The organism is Streptomyces parvus (genome assembly GCF_014648875.1).
Lineage (GTDB): Bacteria > Actinomycetota > Actinomycetes > Streptomycetales > Streptomycetaceae > Streptomyces > Streptomyces parvus.
The window spans coordinates 453,070-475,242 of the sequence record NZ_BMRY01000004.1 but is presented as its reverse complement, the minus strand read 5'-3'; the positions used below and the strand labels follow the sequence as shown (position 1 = coordinate 475,242).

Sequence of the window (22,173 nt, the reverse complement as noted above, 5' to 3'; positions counted from 1 at the left end):
GTCGGTCAGGCTGTCTCCAGGGCTCCGCGCACCGCCGCCGGATCCCAGTAGAAGGGCCTGAACTCCTCGATCCGGCCGTTCCGGACCCGGATCAGCTGGACGATGGTCGTCTCCAGCGTCCGGCCGGTCTCGCGCGCGACGAACCGGACGTCGCTGGTCACGACGACGTCCCGGCCGTCGACGAGGCGACGCTGGTCCAGGACCTCGACCACCTTCCAGCACTCGCCCATGACCGCCATGAATCGCTCGATGCCCTCGGAGCCGTGCCAGTCTCCGGAGTAGGGCAGGCCGGGGGCCTGGTGGAGCACGACGTCCGGATCCAGGCACGCCGCGATGGCGGCGAAGTCGGCCCGCCCCGGGCCGCCGGCCGCGACGAAGTCGGATTCGGCGGCGTAGAAGCGGGTGACGACCTCCGCCGGGCCGGCCTCGGTGGTGTTCATGGGAGCGCCCTTCGTTGTCCCTGTGACGACCGGACGGCCGCCCCAGGGTCAACGAAGGGGGTTCCGTGCAGGTCACCCCGTGTACTCCTGCAGCCGCGGCAGCTCCGCGAGCATCGGTTCCAACGCGGCTGCCTCGCTGGGCCCGTAGGCGTCGAGGAGGCGGCTCAGCAGGTCCGTGGGCACGATCTGATACTCCTGGGTGCCCGCCGATTCCAGGACGAGCGTGGCCATGGCGCAGCCCAGTCGGAGGGCGGTGGTGAGGGGGAGGCCGCGGGCGACGGCGGCGAGGAAGCCGGAGCGCAGGGCGTCGCCCACCCCGGTGGGGTCGACGGCGTCCGGTGTGGGCACCGCCGGCACGTGCTCGGTCGGCTCGTCCCGCCGGGCGAGCTCCGCGCCGTCGGCGCCGTGCGTGGTGACCCACGCGCCGACCCGGGAGAGGACCTCGTCCCGGGTCCATCCGGTGCGCTCCAGGAGGAGGGCGGCCTCGGAGGCGTTGGTGAAGAGGTGGCGGGCGCCGACGACCAGCCGGCGGGTCTCCTCCCGGTCGAGCCGGGCGAGCTGCTGCGAGGGGTCGGCGACGAAGGGGATCCCGAGCACCCGGCACTCCCCGGTGTGCCGGAGCATGGCCGCCGGGTCGTTCGGCGCGACCACCAGCAGGTCGGGGACGCCCACGCGTCGGGCGACGGCCGCCAGCGAGATCTTCCGGGCCTCGGTCATCGCCCCGGCGTAGCGGGCGGCGACCTGGTTGTGATCCGCGTCGGTGGTGCACAGGAAGCGGGCGGTGTGCAGGTTCTCGCTGATCAGCACCGATCCGGTGTCGACCCCGGCGCCCTCCAGCCGGGCCGCGTATTCCGCGAAGTCCTGGCCCGCGGCGCCGACGAGGACCGGCCGCAGGCCGAGCCGCGCGAGGCCCGTCGCGATGTTGGCGGCGACACCGCCCTGCCGGATCTCGAGTCTGTCGGTGAGGAAGGACAGGGAGACGTGGTCGAGCCGGTCGGGGAGCAGCAGGTCGCGGAAGCGACCGGGGAAGGACATCAGGTGGTCGGTGGCGATCGAGCCGGTGACGGTGATGCGCATACGGGAGCCTCCTCGGTGCGGTGGCGGGGAGTCAGAGGCCGACGGACCGGCGCAGGGCGTCCACGCGGTCGGTGCGCTCCCAGGTGAAGTCGGGCAGTTCGCGGCCGAAGTGGCCGTACGCCGACGTCTGGGCGTAGATCGGCCGCAGCAGGTCGAGATCCCGGATGATCGCGGCCGGGCGGAGGTCGAACACCTCGGTGACCGCCCTCTCGATGGCGTCGGCGGGCACGGAAGAGGTGCCGAAGGTCTCCACGAACAGTCCCACCGGCCGGGCCCTGCCTATGGCGTAGGCGACCTGCACCTCACAGCGGCGGGCCAGTCCCCCGGCGACGACGTTCTTGGCGACCCAGCGCATCGCGTAGGCGGCCGAACGGTCCACCTTGGAGGGGTCCTTGCCGGAGAAGGCGCCACCGCCGTGGCGGGCCATGCCCCCGTACGTATCGATGATGATCTTGCGACCGGTGAGGCCCGCGTCGCCCGCCGGGCCGCCGATCTCGAAGCGGCCGGTCGGGTTGACCAGGAGGCGGTAGCCCTCGGTGTCGAGCTTGATGCCGTCCTGGGCGACCTCCCGCAGCACGTGCTCGACGACGAACTCACGGATGTCGGGCGCGAGCAGCTTGTCCAGGTCGGTGCCGGGCGCGTGCTGCGAGGAGACGACGACGGTGCCGAGCCGGACCGGCCGGTCGCCCTCGTACTCGATGGTGACCTGCGTCTTGCCGTCCGGCCGCAGGTAGGGGATCGAGCCGTCGCGGCGGGCGGCGGAGAGCCGGCGTGCCAGACGGTGGGCCAGCTCGGCGGGGAGCGGCATCAGGCTGGGCGTCTCGTCGGTCGCGTAGCCGAACATCAGCCCCTGGTCCCCGGCACCCTGCCGGTCCAGCGGGTCGCCCTCGTCCCGGTCCGCGTCGCTCGCACCTGTCCCGGGCGCGTGGTCGACGCCTTGGGCGATGTCGGGCGACTGCGCGCCGATGGAGAGCGACACCCCGCAGGACGCACCGTCGAAGCCCTTGGCGGAGGAGTCGTAGCCGATTGCCAGGACGGCCTCGCGCACCAGCCGGGCGACGGGGACGTGGGCGCGTGTCGTGAGTTCGCCGGCGATGTGGACCTGTCCGGTGGTGATCAGGGTCTCCAGTGCCACGCGGGATGTGGGGTCCTCGCGCAACAGGGCGTCGAGGACGGTGTCGCTGATCCGGTCGGCGATCTTGTCGGGGTGGCCCTCGGTCACGGACTCCGAGGTGAACAGACGACGGGACATCACAGTTCCTCCGGCTCGGCTTCAGCGGTCGCGAGCGCTCGGGCGACCAGCCCCCGGGCGGCCCCGGTGTAGGTGGTGGGGTCGAGAAGACGGGTCAGCGGCTCACCGGTCAGATGCGCGGTCACCTCCGGAAGGCCCCGCAGCACTTCGGCCAGGGGGCGCCCCTCCCGGTCGGCGGTGATCGAAGCGGCGGTCAGGAGTTCCTTGGACCGGGTGCGGCCCAGATGCGGCGCCAGGGCGGCCGCCAGCCGTTCCGTGACTATTTGACTGCTCGTCAGATTCAGGTTCTGCCGCATGCGTTCGGGCCGTGCGGTGAGGCCTGCGGCCAGTTCGGCGGCGGTGTGGGCGGCTCCACCGGACAGCCGCAGGCATTCACGCAGAAGCAGCCACTCCGCGTGCCAGACGCCCGCCGAACGCTCGTCCTCCGCCACCAGACACTGCGTCAGCGCGCCTGCCATGGCCGGGACCTGGAGGGACGCGCTGCGGATCAGCGTGGAGAGTACCGGGTTGCGCTTGTGCGGCATCGCGGACGAGGCTCCGCGCCCGGCCGCGTCCGGCTCGGCGGCCTCGGCGATCTCGGTACGGGCGAGCACCTGGACATCGACGGCGAACTTGCCGAGGGCGCCCGCGGTGAAGGCGAGGGCCGCGGCCACGTCCGCGACCGGCGTGCGCAGGGCGTGCCACGGCAGTACGGGCCGGGCCAGCCCGGTCTCGGCGGCGTAGGCCGCCACCAGGCGCTCCGGGTAGGACTCGGGGTCGACGCCTTCGGCGTACTGGACGTAACCGGCCAGCGTTCCGGCGGCGCCGCCGAGGGAGACGGGCAGGGCCCTGTTCGCCGACTCGATCCGGAGCGTGGCGTCCAGCACCAGAGAGCGCCAGCCCGCCGCCTTGAGCCCGAAGGTGGTGGGCACGGCGTGCAGGGCGAGGGTGCGGCCCGCCATGGCGGTGTCCCGGTGCTCTTCGGCGAGCGCCGCCAGGGTTCCGGCGGTGCGTACCAGGTCCCCGTGGACGAGGTCCAGCGCCCGCCGGCACACCAGCATCGCGCCGGTGTCCAGGACGTCCTGACTGGTGGATCCGCGATGCAGGTACTCCGCCGCTTCCGCGTCCTCGGCCGCCACCGCACCGGTCAGGGCGCGGACGAGCCCGACGACCGGGTTGGCGGTCTCCCGCGCGGCCACGGCCAGCGCCCTGACGTCGAACCGCCCGGTGGCGGCGACGCGGGTGATGACCTCGGCGGCCTTCTCCGGAACGGTGCCGAGCCGTGCCTGGGCGCGGGCGAGCGCGGCCTCCGCCTCCAGCATGGCCCGGAGCCAGGCGTGCTCGCCGACGGCCTCCTCGACGGGGGTGCCGACCCGGACGGGCGAGAGCAGTCCGGCGTCGGGCCCGCCGTCGAACCGCTGTCCCGGCCCCGTCATGTCGCCATCTCCACGAGGTCGTTGCCGGGGGCGGTGTCGGGGGACACCGGCCTGGCGGGGGTGAGGGCCAGCAGGGCGCGGGCGATGGCGTCCGAGTCGCCGAGGGTCACCGAGTTGACGCCCGGGCGGATCCCGGCGGCCGTCACCCAGTGCACGGTCTCGGTGGGGACGCCGTAGGCGAAGCGGCGCGGATGGACCCGGCCGTAGGCGTCCACGGTCCGGTAGGGGCGCTCGGTGACCGCGAGCCCCCCGGACTCGTAGCTGGTGCCGCAGGCGCCCTCCAGCCGGTACGGGGTCACCTGGTGAGTCGTCATGAGCTGGGCCAGCAGCGCGTCCCCGGTCCGCCGCAGGTGGGGCTCCGGGAGCCGGGCCTCGATCAGCACGGACGCGCTGACGGGCTCGGCGTCCACGGCCGGGGACCGGGCGACGAACGCCGCACGGCCGCCGTGCAGGTCGATGTCGATCCGTAGGCCCGGCCCGAGGATCTCGACGACGCCCGCCTCGATCAGCGCGTGCAGCTCCTCGATGCGCGACAGTGGCGGTCCGATCGACAGATAGGCGTTCAACGGGGTGTACCAGCCCTGGAGTTCGTCGCGGTAGGAATTGCCCTCCAGCCCGCCGTGGTCGACGGCCAGACGGATCTCGTTGCGCAGATCGCGCAGCACGTCGAGGGCGGCCTTCAGCGGGCCGCGGACGTTGCCGGCCCGTGCCTCGCGCATGTCCTGCTCCAGCCGGCCCAGGAGCCACTGGCGCCAGGCCGCACGGTCCGGGAAGCGTCGGCTCCCGGACGGCCTGGCCAGGGCGTCCCAGTCCCAGCGGGCGGCGTCCTCGATCCCGTGGGCGTCGAGCAGCCGGGCGGCGGTCGCGGCGGAGGCCGTCAGATAGCCGACGGCGAACGCGGGCGCCTGCTCGGCCCGTCCCCGGGAGACCAGCAGGGTCTCGTAGTAGACGCACTCGACCTCCTTGGCGATCAGCGGCCACAGGTCGGCGGCGAAGTGCACCCGCTCCCCCTCGGCCACCCGCCTGCGCAGGGCCTCGATGGTGCCGGGGCCCAGCAGCCGGGGCTCGTACCGGCCGAAGGCGCCCTTCTGGTTCTCGCCCCGGGCGTGGTAAGGCAGTCCGCGGCGCGATCCGGCGTACACCTTGGGCTCCTGGCCGGACGGGAGGTAGACGAGCCGTCCGCCACGGCGGACGAAGGTTCCGCCCCGGCCTCGGGTGAGGAGGGCCATGTGGTCGAAGAAGTTCAGGCCGAGCCCTCTGATCAGCACCGGCAGCCCCGGTTTCACCTCGGACAGGTCGAGGTCGGCCGGGTTGGCCGGCGGGTAGTGCGACAGGCCGTGCGCCAGGGCCGTCCGGGACCAGGCGGCGTCCTCTTGCGAGGGCCGTCCGGGCAGGTGCCCCAGGGCGAGCACGACCGCGTCCAGACCGGTCAGACGGGTCCCGTCGGCGAGGACGAGGGTCTGGGGGCCGCCGGGCAGCGGGCCGTCGTCGGTCAGCGCGACGGCCCGGGTGCGGTGTTCGACGACGGTGCAGTGCGTGGGCGCGGTCGCCCGCACCCGCTCGAAGACATCGCGCAGATACCGGCCGTACAGGGCCCGGGTCGGATAGCTGTCCGGAGTGAGTGACCGGGCCTCGGCCCGGGTCCGCCGGTCGCCCGCCGCCACTCCGGCCGTGTGCGCCCATGCGTACAGGCTCGGGCCCGGCTCGACGGGCCCGTCCATCTCGACCGACGCGTCGGTGTACACCGTCACCTGCGAGGCCACGGTGTTCATCAGCAGGAGTCGTGACTGGTCGGTGCGCCAGACCCGGCCCGCGCCCGGTGGGTAGGGGTCCACGAGGTGGATCACCACCGGGCGGGGGCCCGCGGACCGGCGTTCGTTGGCGCAGATCCGCTCCAGCACCGACAGGCCGCGCGGGCCGGCCCCGACGACGGCGATCTCCGACGCCCCGGTCATGCCGCCCCCTTCGTCCCGGCCACTGATCCGGTCACCCTGGCCATCAGTTCCTCCGGGTCGGTGGGCGGCCGGTCGCCGCGCCATGCGATGTGCTGGTCGGGCCGGACGAGGACCAGATCGCGTCCGTACAGGTCCCGGCCGTCGGCGAGGTCGACGTCGAGCACGGTCAGCGGCATCCCCCGGGCCTGTGCCGCGGCCTCCAGCGGTTTGCTGTCGGGTGCGCGACCGCCCAGGCGCAGCAGGGTCCAGCCGGTGCCGAACCGGTCGAACAGCGAACTGCCCTGCCCGTGCCAGGAGTCCAGCCACAGGTGCGGTGCCCGGCCGCCGGGCACCCCGGAGGGTGTGTAGGTGCCCCACGAGTCGGCGGGCGGCTCACCGTCCTCCGCCACCAGGGGCGAGCCGTCGTAGCGGGCGCCGAGCTGCACGCCCAGGGAGTGGGTCCGCTCCCCGTAGCACCGCAGCAGATCGCCGGTCCGTTCCCGCGCCGCCGTCCCGGCCGGGCCGTCCTCCTCCAGCGCGGCGGGGCGTTCGACGGTCCCGAGCGCGGCGTTCAGTTCGCGGGCGGCGGTGGTGTTGCGGTGGGCGATCGGCCGGCGCTCGCTCTCGTACGAGGCGAGGAGGCCGGGGCCGCCCCAGCCGTGGAGGACGCCGGCGAGCTTCCAGGCGAGGTTGGCCGCGTCGTCGACTCCGGTGTTCATCCCGAATCCTCCGTTGGGTGTGAACAGGTGGGCGGCGTCCCCGGCGAGCAGGACCCGGCCGAAGGTGAACCGCTGGGCGACCAGGGCCGCGCCGGGCGTCCACGGGCGGTGGCCGAGCACCTCGACCGGCAGGGGCGTGCCCGCCGCCCGCCGCACCAGGTCGGCGAGCGGGCCGGGGCCGGTGCGGTCCGGGTCGGCCGAGCTGGTCAGCAGGAAGAACTCGTCCTCGCCGTTCAGGGCGATCAGGTTCATCGCCAGCGCGCTGTTGAACGCCCAGTAGCTCCAGGCCCGGGTTCCCGTCATCACGTCCCGGTGGAAGGTGGGCAGCCGCAGGTGGGCCGCGGTCGCCCGACGGCCGAGCACCTCCTGGCCGAGGGAGCCGGGGCCTTCGTAGTGGACGCCGAGGGTGCGGCGGACGAAGCTGCGGCCCCCGTCACAGCCGACGGCGTAGCTCGCGGCGACGTCGTGGACGCGTCCGGCGGGGTCCTCGGTGCGCAGGGTGACCCGGTCGGCCTCCTGCCGGAGGCCGGTGACCGTCCGGCCCAGCCGCAGGGTGATGCGGGGGCGGGTGCGGACGTGCTCGGCGAGAAAGCGCTCGACGTACATCTGGTTGGCGCGGTGCACCGGTTCCGGGGTCTGGTCGGTGGCGGGGGCCCGGCCGGTCCGGCGCATCCGTGTGTTCCGTGAGGGGAGCGGGAGCCGGGACAGCTCATGGCCGTTGTAGCGAGTGAAGTAGGCGATGTCGGTCGGGTGTTCGCCGGGCAGTCCGAGGGCGCGTATCGGGGTGGCGATGCCGAGGCGGCGGTAGTGCTCCATGGTCCGGGCGTTGTGGGTGTTGCCCCGGGGCGTCCGGTGAGGAGCCTCGGCCGTGTCGAAGACGGTGGAGGGCACGCCGTGGCGGTCCAGCAGGAGGGCCAGCATCAGGCCGACGGGCCCGCCGCCGACGATCGCGACGGGCGTTCGGGTGGGGCCGTTCATCCGGCGTCGCCCTCCTCGGTGCGCGGCCCGGGCCCGTCGCCGGCGACGGCCTCACGGTCCCGGCCGAGCGCCGTCAGGAGCGCCTGCTCCACCACACGCGCCGGGTCGGCGCAGTCAGAGCGCTCGCGCATCGTCACGAACCCGTCGGGGCGGACCAGGACCGCGCCGTGCTCGTCGTGGCCCCGCAGCTTCCGCCACCGGCCTTCGGGGTCGGCCACGGCGCCCTCGCCGCCCACGGCGTAGGCGTCGATCCGCACGCCGTACCGCCGGGCCAGCAGCCGGGCGGCCTCAACCCAGGCCGTGCCCTCGGCACCCGCGAGCAGCAGGAACGAGCCGGGGGCGCGGTGCAGCCGGTGGGTGCCGGTCCGGGTGCCGTCCTCGGTGAGCCAGGCGTGCGGCAGCCGGGAGCCGGGGCGGGCCGTCTGTTCGTACTCCAGCCCCAGGGGGTCCTGCGGGGGGCGCGGGGTTCCGTCGGAGGTGACGGATCCGGCGTCGGCGTAGTCGTATCCCATCTCCAGGCCCAGGTGGGCGGTGGTGATGCGGTTGGTGTCGAAGTACTCGCGCAGCACGGCCCGGCGGGTTTCGCCGTCGGGGGTGTCGGAGAAGAGCGCGGTCATCTGGGCGCGGTTCCAGTCGGGGTGGGCTCCCTGCACCACGCCGGTGCCCGCGGTGAACGCGATCTGGTTGAAGAGCGAGAACAGGGCGCGTTCGACGACCCGTCGGGCCACCGGACGGCGCTCGGACTCGTACGTGTCGAGCAGGGCGTCGTCCGCCGATCCAGCCAGGACCAGGGCCAGCTTCCAGGCCAGGTTGTGGGAGTCCTGCACCCCGGTGTTGAGCCCCAGGGCTCCCGACGGGGGGTGGCGGTGAGCGGCGTCGCCGACCAGGAAGACGCGCCCCGAGCGGAACCGCCGGGCGACGGTGCCCTCGACGGGCCAGCGGCTGATGCTCTCGACGTCCATGGGGTGGTCGTCGGGGAGCTTGAGCGTACGCCGCACCATCGCGACGATCGTGTCGTCGTCGAGGTCAGCGGCGCCCGGCGGCCGGGAGAACATCAGCGTCCACTCCTCGGAGTGGCGGCCCCACCGGTCGGGGCCCATCGGTACCACCCCGCAGTGCTGCAGGGTGCCGTCCTCGGCAAGGCTGGAGACCCGGTTGACGACGGTGTCGTCGCACGGGATGAACGCCGAGAAGTCCGCCCTGACATGGAGGTTGATCCACTCCAGGAAGGTCGGGGTGCCCTCCATGGGGATGGAGCGCAGCCGGCCGATCGTCTTGCCGCCGTCGGCCGCGACCACGTAGGCGGCGCGCACCGTGAAGGTCTGTCCGCTCCCCCGGTCGAGGACGGTGGCGGTCACCCCGTCGGGGTCCTCGTCGAGGGCGGTCAGCTCGTGGTGGAAGAGCAGGCCGCCGGGGGCGCGCTTCTCCGCGTGCCGGCGCAGCAGGGGTTCGAGCCAGCGCTGGCCGAGGTTGGCGTGCGGCTGGGCGGAGGCCAGGGCGTAGCGTTCGGCGAGTTCGCCGCCGCCGTACGCGCTGGTGCGGTGGAGCACCTGCCGGTCGTAGGGCGCGTCCCCGCCGAGGCTGGAGAGCCACACCATCGCCGCGCGGTTCTCGGCCGGGGATCCCTCGCGGTGGATGTCCTCCGCGACGCCGAGGTGGTCGAATATCTCCATCGTCCGGGCGTTGAGGATGTGCGCCTTGGGCTGGACGGACGTGGTGGGATGGCGCTCGATCAGCAGGGTGTCGACGCCGAGATCGGACAGGGCCAGGGAGGCGGTCAGCCCGGAGCCTCCGCCGCCGACGATCAGCACGGGGACGTGGCGGCCGGGCGTGGGGGTCGCGTTCACCGGTTCTCCTCCGCCGGGACCGCGATGAGCAGGCTGGTCTCCAGAGACATCTCCGTCACGGATTCCAGGCGCAGTCCCGCGCCGTCGAGGAGGGACCGGTAGCCGTCGAGCGTGCGCTCCCGGCCGCCGGCCGCCATCAGCAGGTGCAGGTCCCAGAGGAGCGGCAGCAGGGCCGAGCCGTCGGTGGGGATGACCCGCTCGACGATCAGCAGCCGGGCCGTGGCGGGCATCGCCCGCCGGATCGAGGTCAGCAGGCGCAGGCAGTGCTCGTCGTCCCAGTCCTGGAGGATCCGGGACAGCAGGTAGACGTCGCCGCCACCGGGAACGCTGTCGAAGACGTCCCCGGCGACGGTGCGGTGCCGGCCGGGGCCGAGTTCCCGCGTCAGATGGGCGTCGGCGACCGGGACGACGTGCGGCAGGTCGAGCAGTACGCCGTGCAGGTCCGGGTGGGCGGCGAGGATCGTGGAGAGCAGCATGCCTCCCCCGCCCGCGACGTCGACGACGGTGCGGTCGGCCCCGAAGTCGTGGGCCCGGAGGACGTCCTGGAAGAAGACGTTGCCCGCGTTCATCGCCCGCTGGAATCCGGCGGCGGCCCCGGGGTCGGCCGCGAGGTGTTCGCCGAGGGTGACGCCGAAGGCGTGCCGGAACCCGGAGACACCGGTGCGGACGGCGGGGACCACCGCGCCCCACGCCCGGTGGAACTCCTCGCCGTAGATGACGGCCATGTCCCGCATGGAGCGGGCGTGGTCGGTGCGGAGCAGGTCGCCGACCTCGGTGAGCCGGTAGCCTTCGTCGTTCCCGCCGGTGAACACGCCCATGGCGGTGAGCAGGCGCATCAGGCGTTCGATGCCGTCTTTCTCGCAGCCGGTCGCGTCGGCGAGTTCCGCGGTCGTGCCGCGCCCGCGGTGGATGTGGTCGGGGAGGTCGAGTACGGCGGCCGCGTGGAGCGCCTGGGCCTGCCAGGCGCCGGTGAGGAGGTCCACCACGCGACGTGTGGGATGCACGTCGGACACGGGTCGGATCCTTTCGGAGGTCAGTTGGTCCGGCGGGGGCGTCGGTGGAGGGTCACGCCGTCTCGCGGGCGGTGCCCGGGCCGGCGTCCGCGGGTTCCGGGGCGGACCCGGCGGCCGGTGCGGCGCGGTCGTGTGCCACGGGCCCTCCGGCGGGGCGGCGCAGGACGGGGCCGTGCTCCTCGCGCAGGACGCGCTTGAGGATCTTCCCCGTCGGGCCCACCGGCAGTTCCGTGCGGTCCGCGGCCACGACGAGGGCGGCGAGCGGGGCGAGCGCCTTGCGCTGCAACGCGACGTTGCACAGGTCCAGCAGGTCACGGGCGGAGCGCGGCACGCCGTCGTCGAACAGCACGACGGCGGCCGGGAGGGACGCCCCGGGGTGGTCGGGGTCCTCCACGGCGACGACGGCGGTGTCCAGGGCCTGTGTGGTCAGCAGCACCGACTCCTCCAGCGGGAGGCTGTGGACCGGGCCGGACTCGGTGTGGATCACGTCGGGGGTGCGGTCCAGGTGGTACCAGCGGCCGTCGGCCTCCCGGCGGACCACGTCCCCGGTCAGGAAGTAGCCGTTGCTGAGGGAGTCCCGGCTCAGGGACGGGTCGTCCCAGTAGCCGGGGGTGACGCTCGGGGTGCGCACCCCGAGGAGTCCGGGCTGCCCGTCGGGCACCGGCCTGCCCTGCTCGTCGAGGACGGCCGCGTCGCGAACAGCCTTGACGGGGAGGCCGATGAGCCGGCCGAACTCGGTGGTCTCCGGCGTGTGGACGGTACGGAAGAGGACCATGCCCATCTCGGAGGAGCCCAGGCCGTCGACGTAGGCCGAGCCCGCGACCCGGCGGCGTCCCTCGCGCCGCATGCCGAGTGCGGTGAGCGGCCGGATGTGCCGCTCGTGCGAGGCGTCGCCCATCCCGTTCCAGGTGTGGATGGACTGGGCGCCGTACGGCGTGATCTGCGCGACGTCGACCTCCGCCAGGGTCAGCGGGAAGCCCAGGACGAAGGTCGGGCGGAAGCGGTTGACGGCCCGTACGACCGATGCCCCGTCCGCGCCGTCGAGGACGAGGGTGGGGATGCCCAGCAGCAGGGCGAGGCTCAGATAGCTGATGCCCGCGGAGTGGCTGTGCGGCAGGGCGGTCAGCATCCGGTCCGATGTCAGGGACGGGAAGGTCCACAGCCGTTCGCGCTTGCCGTCGAAGAAGGAGGCGTGGGTGAAGACGGGGGCCTTGGGGCGGCCGGTGGTTCCCGAGGAGTGCGAGATCATCACGAGGTCGTCGCCCCGGTGCGCGTACGGGAATCCGGGCAGCGGCCCCGAGGGACGCGGCGCGGTCTCGTCGAGGTGCCGGATGTCCTCGGTGAGGATCTTCTTGTGCGGGGTGGTGCCCGACCGTTCCCAGGCCCCGGCGCATCCGGCGAGCAGATCCGCGTCGCCGACGAGCACGGTGGTGCGGGTGCGCCGGAAGTACTCGGCGGCGGTGTCGACGGGCATCTTGGGGTTGCAGTGCACGGCGACCGCGCCGAGGCCGGTGATCGCGATGTGGTGGAGCAGTCCGTACAGGCCGTTGCGGGTGTGGACGCCGACGTGGGTGCCCGGGAGCACTCCGTGGCTGCGGTACCAGTGCGCGTACCGGATGGCGGTGATCCGCAGGTCGTTGAGCGAGTGTCCGGGCAGCTCGCCCTCGTCCCAGGTGCCGGAGGTGACATCGGGGTGGAAGAGGAGCGGCCGGTCCCGGTCGGTGGCGATGCGCCAGGCGTGCCAGAAGAAGTTGCCGGCGCCCAACTGCCGGTCGAGCGTCAGACGCAGGCGTTGCGCGGCGGACCGCTGGGTCCGGAGGATGTTCATGCGTGTGCCTCTCTCGTGGTGCGGCGGCCGGCTTCGGTGGAGGCGGGGCCGGCGGCGGCCGTCGGGGCCGCCGCCGGGTCGCTCACTTCTCCAGGCAGAACTCGTCGATCGGGTAGCCGACGTGGCGGTCCTCGGAGGGCAGGTAGCCCAGGACCTTGTCGCCGGGCTTCAGCTCCGTGCTGTTGAGGACCTTGCCGCCCGGTCCCAGGACCCGGACGTGCCAGTCGTCCTGGAGGATCAGGTTGGCGGTGCGTCCGTCGGGGGCCGTGGCCTCGATGAGGATCAGCGGGCGGCTCTCGATCTTCACCCGGCCGACCGTCACCAGCCGGGTCTTCCCGTGGATGTCCACCGCGGTGATCCGGCTGCCGGCCTTCAGCTCGCTGAGGTAGTTGGTGCGCTCGTTCTGCCCCAGGGTGTACGAGTGGATGGCGCCGGCGTTGACCCGGAAGGGCCGGGTGGGCATGTAGGGCAGGGGGTGCGTCTCACTGACGCAGAGGATCATGCCTTTGGACGTCGAGCCGACGAGGATCCCTTCGTCCTCGCGGAAGTACGTGGCGGTGTCCACGCAGGCCCGGTCGCCCATGCCGACGTGGGCGGTGGAGGTGACCTCCAGCTCGGTGAGCTGCACGTCGGCCACGCCGGAGTCGGCGGCCCGCTTCAGGGCGGTCGCGTCGCCGACGGCCGCCGGGGCCATGAGGACGCCGTCCGAACCCAGCTCGAGGACGCCGAAGATGATCTCGGCCTCCTCGACGTCCTGGGCGACGGTGACGAGGCTGCCCTCGGACCGGGCGGCCGCGGCGATCACGATCTCCAGCGGGATCTTGGTGGGGTCGCGGAAGTACAGCAGGCTCCAGCGGTCCGTGCGGGCGGACCGGCAGGCGTCCTCCAGGGTGTCCGCATCGATGATCTCGACGTACCGGCCGAACTCGATGCCGGGGTGGAGGTGGGCCAGTTCGGAGGGTTCGCCGTGCTTGTCGGGCTCGACGACGACGATGTCGGCGTTCCCGAAGCTCTCGGGCAGTGGCTGCCCCTGGAGGAAGAGGATCCTGCGTACGGTGGGCGGCAGACCTTCCAGGTCCGCCGGGTCCGAGGCGAGGATGCCCTCCACACGGGCGTGGATCGCCTCCTCCACGATCGCTGCCTTGGCCGATCCGACGGAGCGGATGTCGATCCAGCTGAGCTTCACAGGGCACCTGCCATTCGCAGAGAGGGTTCGGGGAAGGGGGGACTGCTGGGGCCGTGCAGGATCTGGGCCAGTTCCAGCACGGTCGCGCGGGGGTCGGCGGAGCCGAACACGCGGCGTCCGACGGCCAGCCCCCGGCATCCGGCGGAGAGCGCGACGGTCGCGAAATCGGCCAGGCTGGAGGTGCCGAGGCCGCCGCCCGCCACGATCACGGGCAACGGGGAGCTCTCGACGACCTCGGCCATGCGCTCGACCGGTGAGGCGAGCACGGTCTTGACGATGTCCACACCGAGGTCGGCCGCGATGTTGACCACGTGGGATATCAGGACGGGGTCGTAGGGGTCGGTGACCCGGGGGCCACGTGGGTAGATCATGGCCAGCAGGGGCATGCCCCAGCGATCACACGCAGCCGCGACGGCGCCGAGGTCCGCCAGCTGCTCCGACTCGGTGTCGGAGCCGATGTTCACGTGCACGCTCACCGCGTCGGCGCCGAGCCGGATGGCGTCCTCGACGTCCCCGACCAGGACCTTGGCGTTGACATCGGGGCCGTGAGCCGTGCTGGCGCTGAGGTGGACCAGGAGCGAGCAGCCGGCGAGGCGTTCGGGAGCGATCGCCCGGGCCCGGCCCTTGTGCACCACGATGCCGTCGGCGCCGCCCGCGACGACGTCACGGATCAGCCCGTCGAAGGCGTCCGCCGCGGTGATCGGGCCGTCGGACACCGAGTGGTCGAGCGGAACGAAGAGGTAGCGCCCGTCCTGGTGGCGGGAGAGCCGGGCCAGGCGCAGGGACTTTCCGGTGGAGGACGTTCTCATCAGGCACTCCCTTGTGCGACGAGGAGGGATCTACGGCCGACCGGGGTCCTGCGCCCTCTTGCGGACCACTGTCACTCCGTCGCCGATCGACAGGATGACCGCCTCGACGCGCGGGTCGGCCGCGACATGGGCGTTGAACGCGCGCATGGGGGCGCCCTCGCCCTCGGGGTCGTCGACCACGGTCGAGAACCACAGGACGTTGTCGACGAGGATCACCCCGCCCGGGCGCATCCGCGGCACGAGCTCCTCGTAGTAGGCGGTGTAGTTCGCCTTGTCCGCGTCGATGAAGGCGAGGTCCCACTCGGGGTCCGTCGGCAGCGAGCGCAGCGTGTCCAGCGCGGGGCCGAGCCGCAGCTCGATCCGGTCGGAGACGCCGGCCTCCTTCCACGCCTCCTGGGCGATGGCCGTCCACTCCTCACTGACGTCACAGGTGAGGAGGTGGCCGTCGGCCGGCAGACCGCGGGCGATGCTGAGCGCCGAATAACCGGTGAACGTGCCGACTTCGATGGCCTTGCGCGCGGACATCATCTGCGCGAGGAGCGTGAAGAAGGTTCCTTGTGGAGTTCCGATCCGCATGCGGGCCCGGTCGCCGACCGCGGCCGTGCGTTCCATCAGAGCGCGCTGTACGTCATCGACCGGGAGGCTGTTCTCCACGATGTATTCGTGCAGCGTTTCGGATACCAATGTCGGTCTCATGGGGAGATCCTGGCAGCGCCCGCACCAGGATCATCCCAGAATTTATACAGGCATCAGGAATTTCGTATTCCGAAACCGAAAAAGGCATGAAGAAGAAGGGGGCGACGCACCGGACCGCCCCCTTCTTCTCTTTCCTACGGGCTCAGCAGTGCCAGGCGGCGACCTCGTCGGGCAGCGGCTCCAGTTCGGCGATCTCGCTGGGCTTGCGTTCCATGTACTCGGGGTTGCAGCCCTGGTAGCCGAGCAGCCGCGCGATCGGGGCGAGGACCCCGAACAGCACGCGCTGCACCGGCCAGGCGGGCGAGGTGAACCGCAGGACGTCCTCGAACTCCAGCGTGGTCACTGCCTGCTGGAGCAGATGGGGCATCCCCTCCGGGGTGGTCTTGCCGTCCTGCGCCAGTCCGAAGAGCTGACGCAGGACCAGCTTCTCGAACCGGTCCGCACGGCCGATCAGTTCGCAGACGTGCCGGGACTCGTCGCCGCCGGCGTTCCACCAGCGGTGCTTGGCTCCGGCGGGTATCAGGATGGTCTGCCCCGGCCGGTCCAGGACCACTTCCCGGCCATCGACCCAGAACGCGACCCGTCCGCGGACCAGCGTGAACCGTTCCTCGCTCAGAGGATGGACATGCGCCCCGGATACGGCGCCGCCGGGCTGCACGTACACATCCATGATGGTGCGCTGACCGCCGGTCTCCTCGGCGGGTGTGCGGATCACCACCCGCTCGCGGCATCGGGGGTTCTCGTAGACCTCTCCCCTGCTGACAGCCATCCAGGGCCTCCCTTTCATCGAGGCGGGCGAACAGAGCGCCGCGCCTGCCGAAGTTCAGAGCCGTGTGCCGCCACTGGCGTCGATGACCTGGCCGGTGATCCACCGCGCCTCATCGGTCGCGAGGTAGGTGATGACATCGGCGACGTCACCCGCCTGCCCCACCCTCCCCAGCGCCGACTGCTCGGAGACCTGCTGTTGCGCCTGGGTGTTGCCGCGCAGCCAGTCCGCGTTGGCGTCGGTGTCCAGGGGGCCGGGAGAGACCGCGTTGACCGTGATGCCCCGCCCGCCGAGCTCCTGTGCCAGGCCGAGCGTGAAGGTGTTCAGTGCGCCTTTGGTCAGGCCGTAGACGGCCGTTCCCGGGAAGGTCATACGCGTGACGGCAGACGACACATTAATGATGCGGGAGCCGTCGCGCAATCGTCCCAGCGCCTGCTGAACGAGAAAGAAGGGCGCCCTGAGATTCACCGCCATCATTCGCTCGTAGTCGTCGGGTTTGGCTTCTTCCAGTGATCCTCGGACCAGAGTTGCCGCGTTGTTCACGAGAATGTCGACGCGCGCCTCGCCGCCGTCCGTGTACGCACCGATGGAGGCGTCGAATGCCTCCCAGAGTTCGGCGGGACCGTCCGGTGAGGAGAATTCCGCCTGCACCGGGAAAGCCGCGCCTCCGGCTGCCGCGATGGACTCGACGACCTCCTGGGCCGCCGTCCGGTCGGAGGCGTAGTGGACGGCCACCACGGCGCCTCGCGCCGCGAGCCTCTCGGCCGTCGCCCGGCCGATGCCCCGGCTGGCCCCGGTCACCACGGCCACTTTGCCCGTGAGCGCCGCCATCAGAGGGCGCCCTTCCCGGTGCGGGCCTTGCGGGCCAGGAACACCCACACGATCGCGGCGGCCGCGAGCAGGAAGAGCGCGTCGACGAGCACACCCGCACGCACGCCGCCGAGGACGGCGTCGGTCTCGGATCCGGTCCTCTCCAGCGCCGCCGTCCGGGCCGAGATCACCGCGCTGATCACCGGAATGCCCAGGGTGATGGCGATCTGCATGCTCATCGTGGTGAGACCGGTGGCGAGTCCCTGCTCCTCGTCGGGCAGCCCCGACGTGGCACTGACCATGTACGCCACGATGGCGTAGGCATGGGCGAAGAACCCGACGGCGAGTCCGACGAAGACCAGGACCGCGCCCATGTCACTGTCGCTGAGCCCCAGCAGAACGGCGAAGCCGAGGGACTGGACGACCAGGGCGAGCGAGAGGACCGCGGGGGCCCCGAGCCGGGCCAGCAGCCGGGGCGCGATCGTCCCGGCCACGATGATCGCGATGCCGGGCAGGCCGATCGCCACGCCCGTCGTGAACGCGGAGAAGCCCAGCACCTTCTGCATGTACAGCGTGGCGGCGAAGGAGGTCGCCGTCGCCATGGCGATCGTGGCGAAGCCGCCGAAGTTGCCCCACAGCACGGAGCCACGCTTCAGCACCCGCACCGGGGCGAGCGGGTTGGCGCTGTTCAGCTCGATGAACCAGAAGGCGACCAGAAGCACCGCGGCCACCGCGAGCCACAGGTAGACGGAAGACGCGCCCCAGCCTTCGTGCCCGGCGGTGGTGATGCCGAAGACCAGGGCCAGCAGACCACCGGTGACGGTGATGGCGCCCGGCACGTCCAGGCGGGTGCGGACGGTCGCCCGGCCCTCGGGGATGACCATCACCGTGCCGATGACGAGGAGCACGACCACCGGGACGTTGATCAGGAAGGACCAGCGCCAGCTCAGGCTCTCCGTCAGCACCCCGCCCAGCAGCGCGCCCGCGCTGAACCCGGCGCCGACCAGCGCTCCGTTGAGCCCGAGGGCCTTCTGCCGCAACGGCCCCTCGGGGAACGTCGTGGTCATCAGCGACAGCGCCGAGGGCACCGAGATGGCCGTGGCCACACCCTGGGCGACGCGGGCGGCCAGCAGGACCTCCGGGGAGTTCGCCAGCCCGCCGACGAGGGAGGCGACGGCCAGGAGCACGATGCCGATGAGGAACAGCCTGCGGCGCCCCCACAGATCCGCGATCCGCCCGAACAGCAGCGTGAACCCGGCGGCGGGCAGGGCGAAGGCCGTGGTGATCCACTGCAGCGAGTCGAGCGAGAACCCCAGCGAGTCCCCGATCACCGGCAGGGAGACGGTCAGGATGGAGAAATCGGCGGCCAGCATGAACTGGGCGCCCAACAGCACCGCCAGCGCCAGTTTCTGGCGACTGGTCATGACGCCCTGATCCACTGCGGACACGGCTGGTGCGCCGGTCCTCTCCTCCACGTCGGACATGGTCTTCCTTTCGTCACGTCTGCCATGCGCTGGTTTGCAGGAGGTGGAACACCGGCGGACGCCGGGCAGTTGCACGCCGGACACGACGGGGTTCCGGCGGGGTTCCGACGGGGTTCCGGCGGGAGGCGAGGGGGGCTCCGGCGGGTCCGGAGGTTCGGGTGCAACCCTCCGGGGGGCCGTGGTGTTCTGATGGGTGATGGATGACATGGCCGAGCAGGTGACAGCACGCCTGGCAGCGGATCTCGACGACGGCTTCACGGAGCTGGTGCGGGTCCACGCCACGGCGGTCCGCGCGTTTCTGCTCCGGGTGACCGGTTCCGCCACCGAGGCGGACGACCTGGGGCAGGACACGTTTCTGCGCGCCTACACGGCGTTGCAGGGATATTCGCCTCAGCGGCGTCGCGAGCTGCGGCCGCGTGCCTGGCTGATGACCATCGCGGCCAACGTCTGGCGCAACCACGTCCGTTCCAGCGTGCGCCGTCCGGTGTCGGCCGCCCCGGTCGAGGAGGTCTGCCAGGTCTGGCCCGACCAGCGCCCGGGCCCCGACGAACGCGCCGGCACGGCCCTGGACAGGAACCGGCTCGTGTCAGCCCTGGCGGAGTTACCGGAGAATCCGAGGGTCGCCGTCGTGCTCCGCCACATCGTCGGCCTGAATTACCAGGAAATCGCCGAGGTGCAGGGTTGCCCGGTAGGGACGGTCAAAGCACAGGTGTCCCGTGGTGTCGGTAGCCTGCGTCAGCTGATGGCGACCGAGGACCCGCCCCCGAGGGAGGTGTCGAAGTGACGACGAACGACGAAGGCGCTGCCTCTCCGCAGCAGGATGTGGAGAGCGCGCTGGCAGCCCTCACCACCTCAGCACCGGTGGACTACGGCCTGCGGGTGCTGCGGCATGTGGGGATTTCCGTCGAGCGCTACGACAGGTACGTACGGCTGGAGACGGGTGCCGGAGGGCTCTACGTGGCCTGCAGCCCGCACGCGGTCACCGGCGCCATGATGGAGACCATGGTCGTCAGCACCGACATGTTCGAAGAGATCCACTGGAGCCGGACCCGTCGCACGGCCATCCGCTCGGACACCGCCCTGCCGGGGCTGCGTCCCGCCGTGCGCACCGGGCGGACCAAGTCCCTCCCCGTCGACCTGAGCTCCGTGGACGAGGAACACCGCGCTGTGCTGGAAGCCGTGCGGACCGTCCCTCGGGGGCAGTTGCGCCCGATCAGCTGGGTCGCCCGGGAGGCGGGAGTGGGGCACGAGCCCGGGATCGTGACCCGGGCACTCGCCGCCAACCCGGCGACGCTGCTGGTCCCCTGCCATCGGATCACCGCCGAGCACGGCTCGCCGTGCGACGTCTCCTATCCATCGGGGACGGGCCGGGCGCTGCGGGCCGCGGAGCACATCGACATGGAGCGGCTGGCCGGCCTGTCACGCGAGGGAGCCGTCTTCCTCGGCAGCCGGACCACCCGGATCTACTGCCACCCCACCTGCGCCCACGCCCGCCGCATCACCCTGCGGCATCAGCAGCCGTTCTCCGACGCCTCCGCGGCCCGCCGGGCGGGATACCGGGCGTGCCGCAGCTGCCGTCCCCTCGCCGTCTGAGGGGCGGAGGACCGGCGCGGATGCAACCCTCCGCCGCGCCGCGGTGTTTCTCCGAAGACACAGCCCTCGAAGCGAGTGGTACCCGGAACGAGCGGTCCTGACAGCGAGTGGGGAGTGAACACGCCATGCGTCACGCATCCGGTGGTGAATCCGACTGGTGGGGAGCGGAGTTACTGGCCCGGCATCCCTCCGGGGCTGTCTGGGCCGAGGGCGACCACGCGGTGACGTACGGACTTCTGCGCACCCAGACGAGCAGGCTCAGGGACCTGTTCACCGCACACGGCATCCGGTCGGGCACCACCGTCGCCCTCCAGGGCACTCCCAGCTTCTCCCAACTGCGGTCGGCCCTGGCGCTGTGGGCGTTGGGCGCCCAGGTGATGCTGATCGGGCAGGAGATACGCGGCATCGAGCTGGCCCGGCTGCTGGACAGCCGGCGTCCTCAGTTCCACGTCGCCTTCAGCGGCAGCGGCCACGGCCGCCGGACCTTCCATGACGAGTGCGAGATCCTCGTGCGCCGCATGCGTCGCGGGCTCCCCGCCGCGACGGCCCACTGCCTCGTCCACTTCACCTCGGGGAGCACCGGCTTCGCCAAGGCGGTGGGACGTACGGGCTCTTCTCTGCTGGCCGAGCTGGACAGCTTCCGGCGGGTCCCCGGCATGCCGGGGGCCGGCGCGCGGGTCCTGGTGCTCGGCCCGGTCACTCACTCCTTCAGCCTGGTCGGCGGTCTGCTGCACAACATGCACGTGGGCGCCGTGACCGTCTTCGCTCCCCGGTCGGCCCGCCCCGCCGTCCTGCGCACCGCACTGCGGTCGGGCGCCGACACGATCCTCGGCACGACCGCCCACTTCACGGAGCTGGCCCTGGGCGACCGCCCGGTACGGGTGCCGGGGCTGCGCCGCGCCGTGTCGGGCGGTGAGCGGCTGCCGGACCGGGTGTACGCCGGCTTCGCCGACCGCTACGGCGTGCGCATCGGGCAGGCGTACGGCACCACGGAGTCCGGGGTCGTCGCGGCCGACCCGACCGGGTGGTACGGCCCCGGCTCAGTGGGGCCGGTCGTCCCGGGGCGGCAGGTGCGGCTCATCGGGGAGGAATTGCAGGTGCGTCTGGATCACACCCCCTATCTCTCCGAGGAGCCGCCTCCCGCGCGCTTCGTGGCCGACGGGGCGCCGGACAGTCCCGGCTGGCTCTGCACCCGTGACCGGGCTGCCTTCGATCCGGCCGGGGGCGCGTTGCGGATCCTCGGCCGGATCGATCCCGCCGCCGACCGCGGTGACCGGGTGCACGGTCTCGATCACCTGCTGCTGGCGGATCGCACGGCCGGCCGGGCGCTGTCGCGCAGCGCCCGGCCCAGGCCCTAGGGGGGCGCCCCCTGGGGCCTGTCGTCAAACTGCCGTCTGCCGCGCGACCGGGGTCATCATGCCGGTCGGCGGGTGGGGTGCCGTGCGGTTCATGTCCGTGGCGTTGAGGATGCGTTGCTGGAGCCGCTGCACCGGAGCTCCGGGCTCGATGCCGAGCTCGGTCACGAGGTTGAGCCGCAGCCGGTGGTAGGCCTCCAGGGCCTGGGCTCTGGAGCCCAGTATGTCCAGCACCCGCATGTACTGCAGATGCAGGCCTTCGTGCAGGGGGTGTTCGGACACCGAAGCGGAGAGGTCGGACAACGCCTCGTGATAGTGCCCCAGCTCGATGCGGCCGGCGCAGAGGGACTCCACGACGCCGAGCCGGGATTCCTCCAGGTGGCGTCGCCGGGCCTCCAGTGCGGGGCCCATGACCGTGTCGACGAACGCGGGCCCCCGCCACAGGGCCAGGGCTCGGGCGAAGACGTCGGTCCCTTCTCCGACGGCGCCGGTGCGCAGGGCATCCCGGCCGCGCTCGGCCAGCTGCAGATAGTCCCGGTGGTCGAACCGGGCGACGGAGTCGCTGAACATGTATCCGCCGGGCCGGGTGAGAATCAGCTCCTGACCCACCTCGCGCAGGGGCATGCCGTTGATCTGCGTCAGTGCCTTCCGCGACTGGAAGACATAGGTCTGGATGTTGCGCAGGGAGCTGGCGGGCGGGAAGCCGTTCCACACCTCCCGCACCAGGGAGGACACCGGGATGAGGCGTCCGGCGTTCGCCACGAGCAGGGCGAGGACGGTGCGGGGTTTCGGGGCGAGTTCGACAGTTTCGGAACGGTCGTCGGCAGACACCAGGAGGGGGCCTAATATTCCGATGTCCATGAAGACTCCAGGGCGGGCCGTCGCAAGGCGGGGGTAACAACGGGGACCGCGCGGGAACATCGCACGGCCGGGAAATCGATGAGCGCCGGACACGGAGCCCCGGGCAGGAG

Annotated in this window: 19 protein-coding genes; 3 read left to right on the top strand and 16 right to left on the bottom strand. The window is 72.2% G+C overall.

Going from position 1 to position 22,173, the window contains the following annotated elements; all coding sequences use genetic code 11:
- Positions 1 to 5: 5 nt before the first annotated feature.
- The 15 genes from IE140_RS15665 to IE140_RS15595 all read right to left on the bottom strand — a co-directional run bounded on the left by IE140_RS15665 (position 6) and on the right by IE140_RS15595 (position 18,254).
- Positions 6 to 440, bottom strand: a complete 435-nt coding sequence (locus IE140_RS15665) for a nuclear transport factor 2 family protein (RefSeq protein ID WP_100562450.1) — start codon at positions 438 to 440, stop codon at positions 6 to 8.
- A gap of 72 nt (positions 441 to 512) precedes the next feature.
- Positions 513 to 1,517: a carbohydrate kinase family protein gene (locus IE140_RS15660; protein WP_150193141.1), complete on the bottom strand. Its 1,005-nt coding sequence runs from the start codon at positions 1,515 to 1,517 to the stop codon at positions 513 to 515.
- 31 nt (positions 1,518 to 1,548) lie between these two features.
- On the bottom strand, positions 1,549 to 2,769 hold the full coding sequence (gene metK / locus IE140_RS15655; protein ID WP_150193140.1) for a methionine adenosyltransferase: 1,221 nt from the start codon (positions 2,767 to 2,769) through the stop codon (positions 1,549 to 1,551).
- Positions 2,769 to 4,184 carry a nitrosuccinate lyase gene (locus tag IE140_RS15650; RefSeq protein ID WP_150193139.1) on the bottom strand — a complete coding sequence of 472 codons (1,416 nt, stop codon included), beginning with the start codon at positions 4,182 to 4,184 and terminating at the stop codon, positions 2,769 to 2,771. Before IE140_RS15650 ends, metK begins: the two co-directional genes overlap by 1 nt.
- Entirely contained in the window at positions 4,181 to 6,139 is a 1,959-nt protein-coding gene (locus IE140_RS15645; protein WP_150193138.1) for an FAD/NAD(P)-binding protein, read from the bottom strand. Before IE140_RS15645 ends, IE140_RS15650 begins: the two co-directional genes overlap by 4 nt.
- Positions 6,136 to 7,815 carry an FAD-dependent monooxygenase gene (locus IE140_RS15640; protein ID WP_150193137.1) on the bottom strand — a complete coding sequence of 560 codons (1,680 nt, stop codon included), beginning with the start codon at positions 7,813 to 7,815 and terminating at the stop codon, positions 6,136 to 6,138. The genes IE140_RS15645 and IE140_RS15640 overlap by 4 nt, the downstream gene beginning before the upstream one ends.
- Entirely contained in the window at positions 7,812 to 9,662 is a 1,851-nt protein-coding gene (locus IE140_RS15635; RefSeq protein WP_167533419.1) for an FAD-dependent monooxygenase, read from the bottom strand. Before IE140_RS15635 ends, IE140_RS15640 begins: the two co-directional genes overlap by 4 nt.
- On the bottom strand, positions 9,659 to 10,675 hold the full coding sequence (locus IE140_RS15630) for a methyltransferase (protein ID WP_109180561.1): 1,017 nt from the start codon (positions 10,673 to 10,675) through the stop codon (positions 9,659 to 9,661). Before IE140_RS15630 ends, IE140_RS15635 begins: the two co-directional genes overlap by 4 nt.
- Positions 10,676 to 10,727: 52 nt before the next feature.
- Positions 10,728 to 12,503: a class I adenylate-forming enzyme family protein gene (locus tag IE140_RS15625; RefSeq protein WP_150193135.1), complete on the bottom strand. Its 1,776-nt coding sequence runs from the start codon at positions 12,501 to 12,503 to the stop codon at positions 10,728 to 10,730.
- Between the two features lie 82 nt (positions 12,504 to 12,585).
- Positions 12,586 to 13,689, bottom strand: a complete 1,104-nt coding sequence (locus IE140_RS15620) for a 3-dehydroquinate synthase II (RefSeq protein WP_093442161.1) — start codon at positions 13,687 to 13,689, stop codon at positions 12,586 to 12,588.
- Complete coding sequence (locus tag IE140_RS15615) at positions 13,686 to 14,498, bottom strand: 2-amino-3,7-dideoxy-D-threo-hept-6-ulosonate synthase (protein ID WP_032775180.1); 813 nt, start codon at positions 14,496 to 14,498, stop codon at positions 13,686 to 13,688. The genes IE140_RS15620 and IE140_RS15615 overlap by 4 nt, the downstream gene beginning before the upstream one ends.
- Positions 14,499 to 14,528: 30 nt before the next feature.
- Positions 14,529 to 15,194 (bottom strand): O-methyltransferase, encoded by a 666-nt coding sequence (locus tag IE140_RS15610; protein WP_093442164.1) that lies wholly within the window; start codon positions 15,192 to 15,194, stop codon positions 14,529 to 14,531.
- 142 nt (positions 15,195 to 15,336) lie between these two features.
- Positions 15,337 to 15,963, bottom strand: coding sequence for a cupin domain-containing protein (locus IE140_RS15605; RefSeq protein ID WP_032775177.1), 627 nt, complete (start codon positions 15,961 to 15,963; stop codon positions 15,337 to 15,339).
- A 54-nt stretch (positions 15,964 to 16,017) separates the two neighbouring features.
- Positions 16,018 to 16,791, bottom strand: coding sequence for an SDR family oxidoreductase (locus tag IE140_RS15600; protein WP_150193134.1), 774 nt, complete (start codon positions 16,789 to 16,791; stop codon positions 16,018 to 16,020).
- On the bottom strand, positions 16,791 to 18,254 hold the full coding sequence (locus IE140_RS15595; RefSeq protein WP_373296166.1) for an MFS transporter: 1,464 nt from the start codon (positions 18,252 to 18,254) through the stop codon (positions 16,791 to 16,793). Before IE140_RS15595 ends, IE140_RS15600 begins: the two co-directional genes overlap by 1 nt.
- Before the next feature lie 196 nt (positions 18,255 to 18,450).
- Here IE140_RS15595 and IE140_RS15590 point away from each other — a divergent pair, with 196 nt between their 5' ends.
- The 3 genes from IE140_RS15590 (at position 18,451) to IE140_RS15580 (ending at position 21,205) form a co-directional block, all read left to right on the top strand.
- Entirely contained in the window at positions 18,451 to 19,038 is a 588-nt protein-coding gene (locus tag IE140_RS15590; RefSeq protein ID WP_093442171.1) for an RNA polymerase sigma factor, read from the top strand.
- Positions 19,035 to 19,847: an MGMT family protein gene (locus IE140_RS15585; protein ID WP_229826805.1), complete on the top strand. Its 813-nt coding sequence runs from the start codon at positions 19,035 to 19,037 to the stop codon at positions 19,845 to 19,847. The genes IE140_RS15590 and IE140_RS15585 overlap by 4 nt, the downstream gene beginning before the upstream one ends.
- 125 nt (positions 19,848 to 19,972) lie before the next feature.
- Entirely contained in the window at positions 19,973 to 21,205 is a 1,233-nt protein-coding gene (locus IE140_RS15580) for an AMP-binding protein (protein ID WP_150193132.1), read from the top strand.
- Positions 21,206 to 21,229: 24 nt separating this feature from the next.
- Here IE140_RS15580 and IE140_RS15575 read toward each other — a convergent pair whose 3' ends face one another.
- Complete coding sequence (locus IE140_RS15575; RefSeq protein ID WP_167533418.1) at positions 21,230 to 22,033, bottom strand: AfsR/SARP family transcriptional regulator; 804 nt, start codon at positions 22,031 to 22,033, stop codon at positions 21,230 to 21,232.
- Positions 22,034 to 22,173 lie beyond the last annotated feature (140 nt).